11 protein-coding genes are annotated in these 15,915 nt (G+C 66.1%); all 11 read left to right on the top strand.

Annotated features, from left to right (window positions below):
• Window positions 1-6 precede the first annotated feature (6 nt).
• Entirely contained in the window at window positions 7-516 is a 510-nt protein-coding gene (gene tssJ / locus M5C01_RS09265; protein WP_152736657.1) for a type VI secretion system lipoprotein TssJ, read from the top strand.
• 15 nt (window positions 517-531) lie between these two features.
• Window positions 532-1,866 carry a type VI secretion system baseplate subunit TssK gene (tssK, locus tag M5C01_RS09260; RefSeq protein ID WP_152736658.1) on the top strand — a complete coding sequence of 445 codons (1,335 nt, stop codon included), beginning with the start codon at window positions 532-534 and terminating at the stop codon, window positions 1,864-1,866.
• A gap of 6 nt (window positions 1,867-1,872) precedes the next feature.
• Window positions 1,873-3,192: a DotU family type VI secretion system protein gene (locus M5C01_RS09255; RefSeq protein WP_103495515.1), complete on the top strand. Its 1,320-nt coding sequence runs from the start codon at window positions 1,873-1,875 to the stop codon at window positions 3,190-3,192.
• The gene (gene tssM / locus M5C01_RS09250) at window positions 3,189-6,692 is read left to right on the top strand and encodes a type VI secretion system membrane subunit TssM (RefSeq protein WP_178129700.1); all 3,504 of its coding nucleotides are present in this window, start codon (window positions 3,189-3,191) and stop codon (window positions 6,690-6,692) included. Before M5C01_RS09255 ends, tssM begins: the two co-directional genes overlap by 4 nt.
• Entirely contained in the window at window positions 6,689-7,342 is a 654-nt protein-coding gene (tagF, locus tag M5C01_RS09245; RefSeq protein ID WP_152736659.1) for a type VI secretion system-associated protein TagF, read from the top strand. Before tssM ends, tagF begins: the two co-directional genes overlap by 4 nt.
• The gene (locus M5C01_RS09240; RefSeq protein WP_103495512.1) at window positions 7,343-8,071 is read left to right on the top strand and encodes a protein phosphatase 2C domain-containing protein; all 729 of its coding nucleotides are present in this window, start codon (window positions 7,343-7,345) and stop codon (window positions 8,069-8,071) included. It begins immediately after the preceding gene.
• A 14-nt stretch (window positions 8,072-8,085) separates the two neighbouring features.
• Window positions 8,086-11,148, top strand: coding sequence for a serine/threonine-protein kinase (locus tag M5C01_RS09235; RefSeq protein WP_152736660.1), 3,063 nt, complete (start codon window positions 8,086-8,088; stop codon window positions 11,146-11,148).
• Window positions 11,148-11,864: an ABC transporter ATP-binding protein gene (locus M5C01_RS09230; RefSeq protein ID WP_103495510.1), complete on the top strand. Its 717-nt coding sequence runs from the start codon at window positions 11,148-11,150 to the stop codon at window positions 11,862-11,864. Before M5C01_RS09235 ends, M5C01_RS09230 begins: the two co-directional genes overlap by 1 nt.
• A complete protein-coding gene (locus M5C01_RS09225; RefSeq protein ID WP_152736661.1) occupies window positions 11,861-13,066 on the top strand; it encodes an ABC transporter permease in 1,206 nt (401 codons plus the stop codon). Before M5C01_RS09230 ends, M5C01_RS09225 begins: the two co-directional genes overlap by 4 nt.
• Window positions 13,059-14,786: an SUMF1/EgtB/PvdO family nonheme iron enzyme gene (locus M5C01_RS09220; protein WP_152736662.1), complete on the top strand. Its 1,728-nt coding sequence runs from the start codon at window positions 13,059-13,061 to the stop codon at window positions 14,784-14,786. Before M5C01_RS09225 ends, M5C01_RS09220 begins: the two co-directional genes overlap by 8 nt.
• 85 nt (window positions 14,787-14,871) lie before the next feature.
• On the top strand, window positions 14,872-15,813 hold the full coding sequence (gene tagQ / locus M5C01_RS09215; protein ID WP_103495507.1) for a type VI secretion system-associated lipoprotein TagQ: 942 nt from the start codon (window positions 14,872-14,874) through the stop codon (window positions 15,811-15,813).
• The last annotated feature ends 102 nt before the right edge of the window (window positions 15,814-15,915 follow it).

Here is a 15,915-nt window from a genome sequence, read left to right as displayed (position 1 = left end):
CGCAGGATGATTCACCGAGTTTTACTGGCCGCAGCCCTCACGCTGCTGCTCGGCGCATGTGCCAAGGACGCGGCTGCCCCAGCGCCCGTCGACGCCCCCGTGGCCGATAGCGCCACCGCTTCCCTGCATTTCCAAGCCATTGGCGGGCTCAACCCCGGCGCCGACGGCGTGCCCGCACCCGTGCGCGTGCGGATTTTCGAGTTGAAGAACAGTGCCAACTTCAACCGCGCCGACTACTTCGCCCTGGCCGACCGCGCCCAGGCGACCCTCGGCGCCGACCTGATCGACCAGGATGAAGTCCTGGTCCAGCCCGGCGAGCAACTGGATATCGAACGAGCCCTCAACCCCGCGACCCGCCAGGTCGGCCTGGTGGTGGGCTATCGCGAAGTCGACCAGGCGCTCTGGCGCACGCTGCTGGTCATCACGCCCAAGCAGCTCAACGACTATCAGATCAGCCTCGATGTGCGCGCCGTACGCAGCGCCATTGTCGTGACCCCAACCCGCACCGCCCCCTAGGCAAACGGAGAAGCCATGTCCTGGAACAATCGAGTGGTCTGGTCGGAAGGCATGTTCATCGGAACGCAGCACTTCCAGCAGCATGACCGCTATCTGGAGAACCTGATCGACGCGCGCAGCCGACCCTTGGCCGTCGGTGCCTGGGGTTTTTCCGAGCTGCTGATCGACCAGGGTTTGCTGGCCCAGGGCAAGCTGGCCATCGTCTCGGCCCGGGGCCTGCTGCCGGATGGCACGCCGTTCAATATCCCTCACGATGACCTGGCACCGAGCCCGCTGACCATCGATGAAAGCCTGCGCGACGGCCTGGTCTACCTGGCCTTGCCGCTCAAGCGCGCCGGCTCGCGGGACACCGTCGACGAAGGCGAGGCGCTGGGTGGTGCGCGTTACCTGAGCCAGGTCCGCGAAGTCCGTGACGATAACGCGCCGTTCGAGAACCGCGCGCCGGTGGCCTTGGGTTCGCGGGCCTTGCGTCTGTTGACCGCCGAAGATGGCCTGGGCGATTACGCCGCCATCGGTCTGGTGCGGGTCAAGGAAAAGCGCGCCGACCGCGCCCTGGTCCTCGACGACAGCTACGTGCCGCCGGTACTCGATGTGACGGCAAGCAAGCCGCTGACGGCATTTCGCAGCGAACTGCTGGGCCTGCTGCACCAGCGTGGCGAAGCCCTGGCCGGGCGCGTGGTGGCCTCGGGCGCCGGCGGTGCCTCGGAAATTGCCGATTTCATGCTGCTGCAACTGGTCAACCGCGCCCAGCCGCTGATCAGCCACCTGAGCCAGATCAGTCCCCTGCACCCGGAGCGCCTGTACAGCGAGCTGGTCAGCCTGGCCGGCGAGTTTGCCACCTTCTCCAGCAGCGGTCGGCGCCCGGCCACTTTCCCGGCCTATCAACACGATGACCTGGCGTTGAGCTTCGCGCCGGTCATGCAGGCCCTGCGCGAAGCCCTGTCGATGTTGATCGACAGCAAGGCGACGCCGATTCCGATTGTCGAGAAAGCCTATGGCATCCACGTCGCAATGCTGGCGGACCGCGGCCTGATCGACAACGCCAGCTTCATCCTCGTGGTGCGCGCCGATATCCCCAGCGAAACCCTGCGCGGGCGCTTCGCCCAGCAGAGCAAGGTCGGTTCGGTGGAGCACATCCGCGATCTGGTCAACCTGCAACTGCCGGGCATCGGCCTGCTGCCGCTGCCGGTGGCGCCACGGCAGATTCCGTTCCATGCCGGCTCCACCTACTACGAACTCGACCGGGGCAGCGAGCACTGGAAACAGCTGCAGAACTCCGGCGGTTTCGCCTTCCATGTCGCCGGCGATTTTCCCGGCTTGAACCTGGCCTTCTGGGCAATCCGAGGATAAGCCGCGATGAATGCCAACGATGATCTGTCGGGCCAGCCCTTGCCCGCCAACGACCGTACCCAGTTTATGCCGCGCCCCGGTGGTCGGGCGCCTGAGCCTGCCCGTGCCGAACCGGCGGCCCCGCTGTCGGTGCCGGCCGCGCCGCTGCCGATCGGCCAGTCCCAAGGCCTGAACCCGCTGGAGAGCGCTGCCGGTCCTTTGCTGGCGCTGTTGACGCGTCTGCGCAACACCATCGCCCATCCGGCGCCGGCCAGCCTGCGGGCGCAATTGCTGGCTTATCTGCGCCAGTTCGAAGAGCGTGCCGAAGGTGCCGGTATGGCCCGCAACGAGGTGCTGCTGGCGCGTTACGCGCTGTGCACCGCCCTCGACGAAGCGGTGCTGAGCACGCCTTGGGGCAGTGCCGGCGACTGGGGCAAGCAGAGTCTGCTGATCACCGTGCACAACGAAGCCTGGGGTGGCGAGAAGGTTTTCCAGTTGCTCGACCATTGCCTGCAAAGTCCGCGCGAACGCCTGTATCTGCTGGAGCTGTTGTACCTGTGCATCTGCCTCGGATTCGAAGGCCGCTACCGGGTGATGATCGACGGTCGCAGCCAGCTCGATGCCCTGCGCGAGCGCACCAGCGCGGCGATCCGCAGTGCCCGTGGCGAATATGAGCGCGAGCTGTCGCCGCATTGGCGCGGCCTGACGGTGGTGCGGGATCGCCTGAGCCAGTTCATGCCGCCCTGGGTCGGTATCGCCGTCGGCCTGGCGCTGTTGCTGGTCCTGCTGTTCGGCCTGCGCCTGAAGCTGGCCGCCGACGCCGAGCCGGTGTTTCGCAATATCCATGCCCTGGGCGAGATCCCGGTGCAGACCATCGACCGTCCGGTGATCCAGCCCAAGGTGGTGGAACGGCCACGCCTGGCCGGTTTCCTCGCCGATGACATCAAGGCCGGCAAGGTCGCCGTGGAAGACAAGGTCGACCGCTCGGTGGTGACGATTCGCGGCGACGAACTCTTCGCTTCGGCCAGTTCCAGCATTGTCGACGACTACCAGCCGCTGATGCTGCGCATCGCCGATGCCATTCGCAACGTGAAAGGCCAGGTGCGGATCACCGGGCACAGCGACAACCGGCCCATCGCCACCCTGCGTTTCCCGTCCAACTGGGCATTGTCCCAGGCCCGGGCCGAGCAGGTGCTGCAGATCCTCGCGGCGAAAACCGGCACGCCTGCACGCTTCAGCGCCGAAGGGCGTAGCGACACCGAGCCGCTGGCTTCGAACGCCACGGCCGAGGGCCGGGCGAAGAATCGTCGGGTGGAAATCACAGTCTTGGCGGAGGGCGTCGAGTGAAGGCGTTTTTCAGTTTTGTCGTTCGCTGGGTGATTCCGCTGTTGGGGCTGATCGCCCTGAGCCTGATCATCTGGTTTGTCGGTCCGCTGCTGGAAGTGCTGGTGCCGGAAGGTCGGCGCTGGACGCTGATCATCCTGATCTTCGCGGTGTGGATCGCTTACCGCGTGTTCCGTCTGATCCAGGCCCGGCGCCAGGCCGCCAAGGTCATGCAGAGCCTGGCCGCGGAGACCCCGCCGGACCCCGCCAGTGTTGCCACCGCCGAAGAGCTGGCGACCCTGCGCCAGCGCATGGCCGAGGCCCTGGCGCTGCTCAAGAAAGCCAAGCTCGGCGGTGACGAACGTCGCAACCTCTACGAGCTGCCGTGGTACGTGATCATCGGCCCGCCGGGTTCGGGCAAGACCACCGCGCTGGTCAACTCCGGGCTGCATTTCCCCTTGGCCGCGCAGTTCGGCGCCGGGGCCATTCGCGGTGTCGGCGGTACGCGCAACTGCGACTGGTGGTTCACCGACGAAGCCGTGCTGCTGGATACCGCCGGCCGCTACACCACCCAGGACAGCCATGCCCAGGTGGACAAGGCGGCCTGGCTGGGTTTTCTCGGCCTGCTGAAAACCCAGCGTCCGCGGCGTCCCATCGACGGCGCCTTTATCGCCATCAGCCTGTCGGACCTGCTGCTCAGCACCGAGGCCGAGCGGGCCGCCCATGCCACGGCGATCCGCGCCCGTATCCAGGAGTTGTACACCCAGCTCGGTGTACGTTTCCCGATCTACCTGATGCTGACCAAGCTCGACCTGGTGCCAGGGTTCATGGAGTTCTTCGATGGCCTGAGCAAGGAAGAGCGGGCCCAGGTCTGGGGCATGACCTTCGACCTGGACGACGGCAAGAACGCCGCCGGTCCGCTGGCGAGTTTTCAAAAAGAGTTTGCCGGGCTCGAGCAGCGCCTCAATGCGCGGCTGGTGGAGCGTCTGCAACAGGAACGCGACCCGGCGCGGCGCGACCTGATCTACGGTTTCCCCCAGCAGTTCGGCGCGTTGAAGACCTGTCTGCAGGATTTCCTCGACGGCGTGTTCAAGCCCAATGCCTATGAAGATCGCGCCTTGCTGCGCGGGGTGTACTTCACCAGCGGCACCCAGGAAGGCAGCCCCATCGACCGCCTGATCGGCGCCATGGCCCAGAGCATGAACCTCGACCGCCAACAGCTGGCGCGCCAGAGCGGCAGCGGGCGCAGCTACTTTATCGAGAAGCTGTTCACCGCCGTGGCCTTCGCCGAGCGCGGGCTGGTGGGGGTCAACCCCAAGGTCGAACAGCGGCGCAAATGGTTGGCCCGTGGGGTGCTGGCGACCACGGTCGCTGTGGTGCTGGTGGTCGGTACGCTGTGGTGGGTGAGTTTCCGCGCCAACGAGGCCTATATCACCCAGGTCGACCAGAAGGTCGCGCCCCTGGGCCAGAGCGTGCAGGAACTCAGCCCGGCGCAACGCGATGTGCTGGCGGTGCTGCCGTTGCTCAATGCGGTCAAGCACCTGGCCGGCGATGCGCCAAACTGGGCCGAAGGCCTGGGCCTGTACCAGGGCGATATGCTCGAAGCCGAGTCCGCCAGCGTCTATCGCAAGTTGCTGATCGCGGTGTTCGCACCGCGCCTGCTGACCCGGGTCGAAGAACAACTGCACGGCGGCGGCAATTCGGACTTCCTCTACGAAGGCCTGAAAGCCTACCTGATGCTGGCCGACAACGAGCATTACGACCCGCAGTTCATCAAGGCCTGGATCGCCCTCGACTGGGACCGCAGCCTGCCACGGGATCTGCCGCCGGAGCAGCGCGTCGCTCTCGGTGAGCATCTGCAAGCCTTGTTCGAACGCCGTCCACCGAATGCCCGGCTGGACGAACGGCTGATCGACGACCTGCGCCGCCAACTGCAACAACTGCCAGTGGCGCAACGGGTCTATGACCGGGTCAAACGCCAGAAGCTGCCGGAAGGTGTGCCGGATTTCCGTCTGAACGAGGCCGCCGGGCGGGATGCGGCGCTGGTGTTCAGTCGCAAGAGCGGCAAGCCCCTGGGCGATCCCCTGAGCGGCTTCTTCACTGCCAAGGGTTATCGCCAGGCCTTTCTGCTGACCAGCCTGAACCAGGCCAATACCGTTGCCGAAGAGCAATGGGTATTGGGCCGCGACCCGGCTGAACAGCAGAATGTCGCCAGCCTGGCGGCGGATGTGCGGCGCCTGTATTTCCAGGACTACCTGCGCCAGTGGGATGCCTTGCTCGCCGATATCGACTTCGTGCCCATCACCAGCGTGGCCCAGGCCTCGGATGTGCTGCGGGTGATTTCCGGTCCGACCTCGCCGCTGAAAAAGCTGCTGGTGGCGGTGGCCAAGGAAACTGATCTGCAACAGGACGAGCGTCTGCTGGCGGCCCAGGGCAAGCCGGTCGCGGGCAATGTCGATCAACTCAAGCAGCGCCTCGGTTCCCTGCTCGGTCAGGAACAGGCGACGGGCAATGCTGCGCCGGTGGAGACGCAAGACCCGGTGAGTGCGCACTTCGCCGAACTCAATGCCCTGGTCAACAAGGGTGAAGGCGAGCCGGCGGCCATCGATGCCTTGCTGGCGGACCTGAATGCGCTCTACGTGCAGGTCAGCGCCATGTCCGGTGCCAGTGGCGATGCCCTGCTCGGTGAGGCGAAGAACCAGGCCTCGGCTGCCGCCACGCGGGTCAGCCTGAATGCCGAACGCCAGCCACCGCTGGTCCAGGGGCTGGTCAAGTCGGTGGTTACTTCCACCACCAACAGCATGATGGGCGGGGTGCGCAATCAACTGAACGCGGCCTGGACCAGCGAAGTGGTCAACGTCTACCGACAATCCCTCAGCGGCCGTTATCCGCTGGCGCCCGGCAGTGCCCGGGATGCGACGCTGGAGGACTTCGGCCTGTTCTTCGGCGTTGGCGGGGTGATGGACAACTACTTCCGCAAGTATCTGCAGCCCTATGTCGACACCTCGGCGACCCCTTGGCGCTGGCAGCCGGGGGCAGCGCAGAAACTCGGGATTGCCCCTGGTGTGTTGCAGACCTTTCAACGCGCGGCAGCGATTCGCGATGCGTTTTTCCGCTCGGGCGGTACCCAGCCGACCGTACGTTTCGAACTCAAGCCGGTGGCGATGGATGCGTCCATCACCCAGTTCCAGCTTGAACTCGACGGCCAGCAGGTCGGTTATGACCACGGCCCGAGCCGGCCGGTGGCGATGCAATGGCCGAACCCCGGCAGCGTCGGCGTGGTGCGCCTGTCGATCACGCCGCCGTCGGCCAGCGGGCGCTCCGGGATCACCCTCGACGGGCCCTGGGCCTGGTTCCGCCTGCTGGAGCAATCGGACTTGGTGGCCGGCAACGCGCCGGATCGTTTCAACCTGCGCTTGCGGGTGGATGGCGCCAGCATCTCCTACGAGTTGCGCGCCAGCAGTGCCTTCAATCCCTTCAAGAGCCGCGTGCTCAATGGCTTCAGCCTGCCGGAGCGGTTATGACAACGGTGGGTTTCTACGGCAAGCTGGCCAGTCGCGGCGATTTTGTCAGTCGCGGTTTGCCGCAGAGCTTTATCCAGCCCTGGGATGCCTGGCTGGCCTCGGGCTTGCTCGCCAGCCAGCAGCAACTCGGTGCTGACTGGTTGGGTGTGTACCTGGTCAGCCCGCTCTGGCGTTTTGTGCTGGCGCCGGGCGTCTGCGGGCCGGACGCGGTGGCCGGGGTGTTGATGCCGAGCATCGACCGGGTCGGCCGCTATTTTCCACTGACCGTGGCCGTGGCCCTCGATTCCGAGCACGCCCTGGCGGCGGTGGTCGGCGGCGCGGATGCCTGGTTCGAACGGGCCGAAGCCCTGTTGCTGGCGACACTGGAGGAAGACGCCGGTTTCGAGGCTTTCGACCAGGGTGTCCAGGACCTGGGTGGCCTACCGTTCGCCAACAAGGCACCGAGCAGCGAGTTCGCCGGCCTGCAACGCTTTGCCGCGCTCGACGCAGCGAGCCGCGCCAGCGCCCTGGCCGAACAGGCCTGTGTCGGCAGCAGCCTCTGGTGGGGACGTGGTTCGCAGCGGATCGAGGCCGGCCTGATGCGCTGCGCGGGCCTGCCGGCGACCGCCGATTTCGGCAGTTTCCTTTTGGGCAGGGGGGCGTCGATCTAAATGGCACAGACACCTGCAATCACTTACCAGTCGGCCAGCTACAGTCATGTCGGCATGGTCCGCCAGATCAACGAAGACGCCTTCCTGGAGCTGCCCGGCGCCGGGCTCTGGGTAGTGGCCGACGGCATGGGCGGGCACGCGGCGGGGGACTACGTCAGCAGCCTGATCGTCGACACCCTGCGGCGCATCCCGCCCTCGGACGCCCTGGGGCTCTACACCTCGGCCTTGCGTTCGCGCCTGGCCGAGGTCAATGCCGCCGTGCGCGAGGAAACCGCCCACCGTGGCGTGGCGATGATGGGCAGCACCGTGGTGTTGTTGGCGGTACGTGGGGCCGAAGGCGTGTGCCTGTGGGCCGGCGACAGTCGCCTGTATCGCCTGCGTGACGGCCAGTTGGAGAGCATTTCCCGCGATCACAGCTATGTCCAGGACCTGCAGGACAGCGGCCTGCTCAGCGAGGCCGAGGCGCGGGTGCACCCACGAGCAAACATCGTCACCCGGGCGATTGGCGTGGAGGCGCAAGTGGAGTTGTCGATGGTGCCGTTCCAGGTACTGCCCGGCGACACCTACCTGCTGTGCAGCGACGGCTTGAACAAGACCGCCGAAGACGCCGAGATCCGCGACGTGCTGGCCCATGCCGACCCCTATGACGTGGTCCGCAGCCTGGTGCACCTGGGCCTGACCCGGGGCGCCCCCGACAACATCACGGCGATTGTCGTCAAAGCCACCTGAAGACCCCCGACACCATGGACATTCTGATTCCCGGATTCGATATAGGCGAGGAGATTGGCGAAGGCGCCATGGCAACCGTCTATCTGGCGACCCAACGGTCGCTGGAGCGCAAGGTGGCGCTGAAAGTGATGGCGGCCGCCCTGGCCGCCGACCCGACCTTCTGCGAGCGTTTCCTGCGCGAAGGCCGGACCCTGGCGCGGCTGTCGCATCCGAACACCGTGACCATCCACGATATCGGCAATGTCGGCGAGCTGTATTACATGGCCATGGAATACCTGCCCAACGGCACGCTCAAGGAGCGGATCGCGGCGGGGCTGAGCCCTGAGCAGGGTTTGGCATATGTCCGCCAGATCGCCTCGGCCCTGGGCTATGCCCATGCCCAGGGGCTGGTGCACCGCGATGTGAAGCCGGCCAACATCCTCTTTCGCGCCGACGGTACCGCGGTGCTCTCGGACTTCGGCATCGCCAAGTCGCTGGATGATCGCACCCAGTTCACCCAGGCCGGGTTTGCCGTGGGTACGCCGAGCTATATGAGCCCGGAACAGGCCCGGGGCCAGGACCTCGACGGGCGTTCCGACCTGTATGCGCTGGGGGTGGTGCTCTATGAAATCCTCGTCGGCAAGTTGCCCTATATCGGCACCGATGCACTGTCCACGGCCTTGGCGCACCTGACCGAGCCGCTGCCGGAGTTGCCGCTGCAGCATGGGCGCTACCAGGAAGTCCTGCGCCAGCTGTTGGCCAAGGACCCGGCGGAGCGTTTCGCGGATGCGGCGGCCCTGCTGCGGGCGCTGGATAACCTCCCGGCGGAAAATCTTGATGCCACTCTGCTCCAGCCGTTGGCGATTGTGCCGCCGACTCCGACTGCACCACCCGCCAGCGACCTGGGCGGACTGACACCGGTGTCGATCGAGATTCCCACTGTGCCCCCGACACCTGCGCCGCCACCAAGACCCGCGGCTACGCCGGTGCTCGACCGTTCCGCCGAGTCCGGACAACGGCGTGGCCCGGTGCTGACGCTGGTCGCCGTGGCGGTAGCCGCCGCCCTTGGTTTGGCGGGCGCCGGTTACTGGTGGTTGGGGCGTGACAGCCATCCCGCGACGCCGAGCACAGCGGCGCAGCCACCGGCAAAAACACCGTCGGTGCTGAATCCGCCACCGGCTTCGAACCCGCTGCCGGCCCAGCCACCTGGCGTGACCCAAGCCGTGGCGGCGGATCTCGACGGCGGCCAGCGCCCCTTGTTGATGGCCGGCAAGAAGACCCTGTTCCAGCGGGTCCTGAGCAAGCCCGGGGCGAGTTTTGCCAGCGAGCCGGGGGCCAAGCCGGACAAGCCGCTGCCGGCGTTCTCGGTGCTCTATGTCTACCAGCGCAAGACTGTCGACGGCAGCGCCTGGCTGCGGGTCGGTGCCGCCACTGACGGTCGCAGCGAAGGCTGGTTGCCCCAGGATGCGGTCAGCGACTGGAAGCAGAGCCTGGTGCTGAAATTTACCGAGCGTTCCGGGCGTTCGCCGGTGATGTTCCTGCGCGACGCCGCCGATATCGACAAGCTGCTGGCCAATCCTTCGGCGGCGAAGAACCTGTTGCTCAATGCACAGAAAAATCCCCAGGATGACCAGCGCGTCCTGGCCCTGGAGCCGGCCGCCAGCGCGGTGCCGCAGAACCAGTTCTACCTGCTGCCGATTTTCGATTCCCGCGAAAGCCTGGATGAAAACGGCCAGCCGGTGCAGTTGCTCAATGTCGCCTCCATCGACCCCGGCAGCACGCCGAAAGCCGTCGGCAACGGTACCGTGCCGGCCGTCGCGGCCGACACCTTCCGCACCGCCATCGTGCTGGTGGTGGACACCACGGAGTCGATGCAACCCTATATCGATCAGGTCCGCGACGTGGTCCACGAGCTGCAAAGCCAGATTGCCCAGCGTGGCGAGCTGGACAGCGTGAGCTTCGGCCTGATCGGCTTTCGCAACAATATCCAGAAGACCCCGGGCCTGCAGTACCTGACCAAGACCCTGGTGACCCTCGACCAGGGCCGCGATCCCGAGCGCTTCCTGGAGTTGGCGCGGGATGTGAAGGCGTCGACGATCTCCAGTCACTCGTTCAACGAGGACTCCTTCGCCGGGGTCATGCAGGCGGTCGACGGCATGGACTGGTCGGGCTACGGCGGCCGGCTGATCCTGCTGGTCACCGACGCCGGTTCGTTGCGCAAGAACGATCCCTACAGCAGCACCAAAATGAACGAAGCGGAGATCCGCCAGGCCGCGCTCGGCAAGCAGATCAAGATCTATGCGCTGCATCTGCGCAGCGATGCCGGGAAAAAGAACCATGCCTTCGCCGAGCAGCAGTACCGCACCCTGACCGCCGACGCCAACCCGCAGATCGGCGATTTGTATATCCCGGTCCAGGGCGGCGACGTGCACAAGCTGGGCGAGCGGGTCGGCGAGATCGGTTCGGTGTTCGCCAACCTGGTGCACCAGGTGCGCGGCAACCAGACCCAGGCCGTGCCGCTGCTGGCCGCTTCGCCGAGCCTGGCGGACAAGACGGCGGCCATCGGTTATGCCATGCACATGGATTTCCTCGGCCACAAGGCCGCCAGCCAGGCACCGCAACTGGTCAGCGCCTGGACCGCCGACCGCGACCTGACCAACCCGGCGCTACCGGCGTTCCAGGTCTGCGTGATGCTGACCAAACTGCAACTCAACGAGCTGCAACAGTCGCTGAAACTGATCGTCGACGCGGCGCGCAAGACCCAGACCTCGCCCAAGGATTTCTTCCAGGAAATCGCCAGTGCCAGTGCTTACATGAGCCGCGATCCGCAGGCCCTGCGCAAGGGCGGCAACCTGGCCGACGGCGGCCTGCTCGGCGAGTACCTGGAAGGCCTGCCGTACCGCAGCAAGTCGCTGAACATGACCCAGGACCTGTGGCTGTCGCTGAGCGTGGCCGAACAGGAAGACTTTATCGACGAACTGGACTCGAAGATCCGCCTCTACGAAACCTTCCACAACGATGTGGCCAATTGGGTCCGGTTCGGCGATGCCGAGCCGGGTGATGCGCTGTACCGCGTACCGTTGTCGACGTTGCCGTGATGATCAGTCTGCGAGAAGTGCGCAAGACGCGGGGCGAAGGCGCCCAGCGTTACAGCCTGGAGGTGCCGCGCCTGAGCCTGGCGCCCGGCGCGCAGTGGGCGGTGGTCGGGCCCAGCGGTTGCGGCAAGAGCACCTTGCTCGACCTGCTGGCGCTGGTGTTGGCGCCGGACCGGGCGGGGTTGTTTGCCTTCGACGATTCGGCGGGTGCGCAGGATATTGCCGCGCTCTGGCGTCAGGGCCAGCACGATCGCCTGGCGGACCTGCGCAGCCGAAAGCTCGGCTATGTGCTGCAGACCGGCGGCCTGCTGGGGTTTCTCGATGTGCGCGGGAATATCGCCTTGTCGCGTCGGCTTCTGGGGATGAAGGAGGACGGCAGCGTCCAGCGGCTCGCCGAGCAACTGGAAATCGCCGATCAACTGGACAAGAAGCCCCAGGCGCTTTCAGTAGGCCAGCGCCAGCGGGTCAGTTGTGCCCGGGCCCTGGCCCATGGCCCACGGCTGCTGTTGGCCGATGAGCCGACGGCAGCCCTCGATCCGCTGAATGCCGGACGGGTCATGCAGTTGTTGCTGAACCAGGCTCGGGAGCAGGGCGCCTGTTGCGTTATCGCGACCCATGACGAAGCCCTGGTGCGCGACCTCGGCGTGCCGGTATTGCGGATTGCCTGCCAGCGCGATGGCGACGGTGGTGTGACGGCGATCCTGGAGCAGACGCCATGACCCGCGCCGCCCTGATCGCCGGCCTGGCCTGGCAGGACTATCGCACCGACTGGCGGCTGTCGGCCTGTGCGGTGCTGGCCCTGGTGGCGGTGATCGCGCCGTTGCTGGTGCTGTTCGGCCTCAAGTTCGGCCTGGTCAGCAGCCTCACCGAACGCCTGGAGCGCGACCCGACGGTGCGCGAGATCATTCCCCTCGGCGGCGGGCGTTTCAGTGCGGCGTTTATCGCCGGGCTGGGGCAGCGTGAAGACGTCGCCTTTGCCTTGCCGCGAACCCGGCAGATCGCCGCGACCGCCGATCTTTCGACCAGCGGCCAGGGGCCGGTGGTCAATGTGGAAATGCTGCCCACCGCCGAGGGCGATCCCTTGCTCGGCGCCTTGCCCGCGCCGGTCGGCCTGGCGGCGATGCTGCTCAGCCAGACGGCGGCGGAGAAGCTCGGGGTGAAGGCCGGCGACTGGTTGCAGGTGTCTTTCGGCCGGCAGGTGGCCGGTCGCCTGGAAAGCCGCCACACACAGATTCAGGTGCAGGCGGTGTTGCCGCTGGAGGCCTTCGAGCGTGATGCGTTGTTCGCCCCGCTGGGTCTGCTGGAGGCCGCCGAGGATTATCGCGACGGCCTTGGCGTGCCGGTGCTTGGCTGGGCCGGGGAACCGGCGGGCACCGCCGCGCAACGGGTCTATCCGGGGTTTCGCCTGTATGCCCGCGGGCTGACCGATGTCGAGCCGCTGCGACGTTATTTCGCCGAGCGCAACCTGCTGGTCTCGACCCAGGCCCAGACCATTGCCCAGGTGCAATCCCTGAGCCGCAACCTCGGCATCGTGTTCTGGGTCATCGCTGCATTGGCCCTGGCCGGTGCCTTCGCGGCGCTCTTCGCCGGCGCCCTGGCGGCGGTCGAGCGCAAGCGCCGCGAGCTGTCGGTGTTGCGTCTGCTCGGGCTCGGCACCCGCGCACTGCTGCTGTTCGTGGTGCTGCAAGCGCTGTACAGCGGCCTGTTTGCGGTACTGCTCAGTGACGTGCTCTACGGCGTGGCGGAGTGGGGCCTGAACCTTTTGTTCGTACAGGCGGCCGGCGAGTACGCCAGCCGCCTGTTGTTGCCGCACTACCTGCTGGCACTTTTCAGCGTGTTGGCGGTCTGTGCTCTGGCTGCCGCCCTGGGGGGCTGGCGCGTGGCGCGGATAGAAGCTTCGGAAGGAATCAGAGATGTATAAGTTGCGCGGCGCGGCCCTGGCGGTTCTCATCGCTTCCCTGTGCCTGGGGGCCTGGGCGCGGGCCGATGAGGACAGCGAAAAACTCGACAACCCCAAGCCCCTGGCCGATGACATCAGCCTGCCGCTGCCCTGCGAGGGCGAGATGGTGTTTCGCGCGGTCTATGTATTGGCGCGCGGCACCCTCGATGACCGTGAGATCAGCCTCGGCTATCCCTTCAGCGAGGATGAACCGGGCTACAAGCAGTCGTTTATTTCCGGCTATCGCCGCGACTTTATCAACGGTCAGTTCACCCTCAAGGACCTGCCCGGCGCCTGGCAGAAATCCATTGCCCCGACCCTGCCGAAGACCGACGCCGACTCGCCGCTCAAGCCGATGTTCTATTTCATCGGCAAGTACCCGGTCACGGCGCGCCAGTACGCCCTGGTGATGGCCCAGGCACAAGCCCTGGCCAGCGGCGAGCCGGCACCGGTCTGCGATGCGCCGAGCGGCGTGGCCGGGCGCCTGCCCAAGGTCAAGGTCTCGCGTTTTGACGCCGAGCGTTTCTCGGCGGTCTACAGCGCCTGGTTGATGAAGTATCACCGCGACCTGCTGCCGGTCAGCGGCCGTGGCTCGTCGGCTGACGACGGTGGCCTGGGCTTTGTCCGCCTGCCCACCGAAGTCGAGTGGGAGTTCGCTGCCCGTGGCGCCCAGGCGGTCAGTCGCCAGGACCTGGAAGGCCGCCTGTTTCCACGACGGGCGCCGGGGAGCGACAGCGACGGGCCGCTGTCCGACTACGCGGTGTTCAACCAGGTGGCCGGCGGCACCGGCCAGGCGGCGCGGCTGATGCCGATCGGCACCAAGCTGCCCAATCCCATCGGTATGTTCGACGTGATCGGCAACGCCGCGCAGATGGTCCAGGAATCCTTCCAGCTGGTGCATGCCGGACGCCGCCAGGGCACCTACGGCGGTTTTGTGGTCAAGGGCGGTAACTACCTGGAAGGCGAGGGCACGTTGTTTACCGGCATGCGCCGCGAGTACCCGCTGTTCGCCGCCGACGGCACCGAGCAGAGCAACGAGACCACCGGTTTCCGCGTGGCCGTCGGCGCGCTCTCGGCGCCGCGCTCGCGCTACAAGGAGCTGTTCAGCCAATGGCAGCAGGAAGGCCGGCTGGCGTCCCTGACCGACGCCATCGACGACGCCCAGGACCCGACCAAGCGCCTGGACGGGATCATCTCCGCCAGCACCGACCCGAAGCTGCAAGCCGAGCTGGGGCTGGTCAACGAAGAGCTCAAGCGCAACGTTTCGTTGATCGCCCGCCAGCGGGAAGAGGCGGCCGGCAACCTGATCCAGTCGGCGGCCCTGGTGGCCGAGACCGTGAATAACTACAACATTCGCCTGACCAACCTGAAGAAGAGCCACCAGCAGGCCGTCGACGCCAAGGACGAGGCCGCCGCCAAACTGTTCGCCGGGGCCATCGAGAACGGCACCAGCGCCTTGGACGGCGCGGTGGCGATCTATATCGACAACCTGGCAACGGCCACGCGCTACACCGATGCGGTGATCCAGGCGCAGTTCCAGCGGGTCAAGGAAGAACTCAATCGCAAACCCGTGCTCGGCAACAGCCTGGTCGCACGGGCCACCTTGTTCGTTCGTCATGTCGGGGATTACCGCAAGCAACAGCGGGCCGATCCGGCGGCGATCTTGAAAGCGTTACTCGCATCGACCGCCCAGCAGCCATGAGCGGTCGGTATCCGGCGAGTGTAGAGGGGACTCGGACGGCAGGGTGCCGTACCGGGCAAGTCAAAACCAAAAAAGGGAAATAAACATGATCTTCTCCAGCAAACCCCTTGTTTCGACCTCCAAGTGCCGTGCCGCGCTGTGGGTTGCCGCCGGATTCAGCACCGTGCTGATGGGCGGTTGCGCCACTTCACCAACCTCGAAAGTCGGCGCGACCACCAAGGTCGAGTTCTACCCGACCTGCTACGAGCCGGTGCAGCACCTGCGTGCGACTGACTCGGACATGACCAAGTCGATCGCCACCGGCGCGGTGATCGGTGCGTTGGGCGGTGCCGCTCTCGGCGCGCTGACCGGCGACGACTCGGCCAAGCGTGGCCGCAATGCCGCCATCGGTGCGGCCGGCGGTGCCCTCGCGGGCGGCGCGGCGGGTTACTACACCGAGAAGCAGAAGCAGATCACCGATGACAACCAGCGCATCGGCTCCTATGCCCAGGACATCAACAAAAGTGCCGCCGACATGGACCGCAACACGGCCTATGCCAAGGCGTCGCAGAGCTGCTACCAGCGTGAGTTCGCCAACCTGGTGTCGGCACGCAAGGCCAAGACCGTCGGCGACGCCGAAGGTCGCAAGCGCCTGGCGGAAATCGTTTCGGGCCTGAAAGAGTCCAATGACCTGATCGTCGCCGTGAACGGGCGTTCGGCCGAAGACCTGAACAACTACACCCAGGCCTATGAGCAGGATCTGCGTCAGGTCGGTGTGCAGCGTACCGACGTGGTCACCGTGGCGACCGCCGACAGCAACCCGGTCGTGCCGACCACCACCAAGGGCAAGAAGGTGAAAGTGGCGAAGAAGGCGGCGCTGCCGGTCGTGCCTAAGGAAGCGGTCGCCACCGAGAAGACCCTCCAGGACGCCAACGCCAAGAAAGCCGTCAGCCAGGACGTGGCCACCAGCGGTCAGTCCCAGGTCAACAGCATGTGCAAGAACCCGGACCTGGGCGACTGGGCACCGGTGCCTTGCCCGAACGCCTAAGCGACGGATCGTCTGACAATTTGTCGGTATAAGCGTTAAACGCCTGCCGATCTCCCGGGTAAAACGGGAGATCGGTGGCGTTCTTCAGGTAAAGCGCTACAC

This window comes from Pseudomonas sp. MWU12-2319, from assembly GCF_023242525.1.
Taxonomy (GTDB): domain Bacteria; phylum Pseudomonadota; class Gammaproteobacteria; order Pseudomonadales; family Pseudomonadaceae; genus Aquipseudomonas; species Aquipseudomonas gingeri_D.
Note: the sequence above shows the minus strand (reverse complement) of the source record. Positions and strands in the feature narration are given on the sequence as shown.

Excerpts from the sequence above, each read along its gene's own strand:
- tssJ (WP_152736657.1), top strand. The coding sequence starts at position 7 with ATGATTCACCGAGTTTTACTGGCCGCAGCCCTCACGCTGCTGCTCGGC.
- tssK (WP_152736658.1), top strand. The coding sequence starts at position 532 with ATGTCCTGGAACAATCGAGTGGTCTGGTCGGAAGGCATGTTCATCGGA.
- M5C01_RS09255 (WP_103495515.1), top strand. The coding sequence starts at position 1,873 with ATGAATGCCAACGATGATCTGTCGGGCCAGCCCTTGCCCGCCAACGAC.
- tagF (WP_152736659.1), top strand. The coding sequence starts at position 6,689 with ATGACAACGGTGGGTTTCTACGGCAAGCTGGCCAGTCGCGGCGATTTT.
- M5C01_RS09240 (WP_103495512.1), top strand. The coding sequence starts at position 7,343 with ATGGCACAGACACCTGCAATCACTTACCAGTCGGCCAGCTACAGTCAT.
- M5C01_RS09235 (WP_152736660.1), top strand. The coding sequence starts at position 8,086 with ATGGACATTCTGATTCCCGGATTCGATATAGGCGAGGAGATTGGCGAA.
- M5C01_RS09230 (WP_103495510.1), top strand. The coding sequence starts at position 11,148 with ATGATCAGTCTGCGAGAAGTGCGCAAGACGCGGGGCGAAGGCGCCCAG.
- M5C01_RS09225 (WP_152736661.1), top strand. The coding sequence starts at position 11,861 with ATGACCCGCGCCGCCCTGATCGCCGGCCTGGCCTGGCAGGACTATCGC.
- M5C01_RS09220 (WP_152736662.1), top strand. The coding sequence starts at position 13,059 with ATGTATAAGTTGCGCGGCGCGGCCCTGGCGGTTCTCATCGCTTCCCTG.
- tagQ (WP_103495507.1), top strand. The coding sequence starts at position 14,872 with ATGATCTTCTCCAGCAAACCCCTTGTTTCGACCTCCAAGTGCCGTGCC.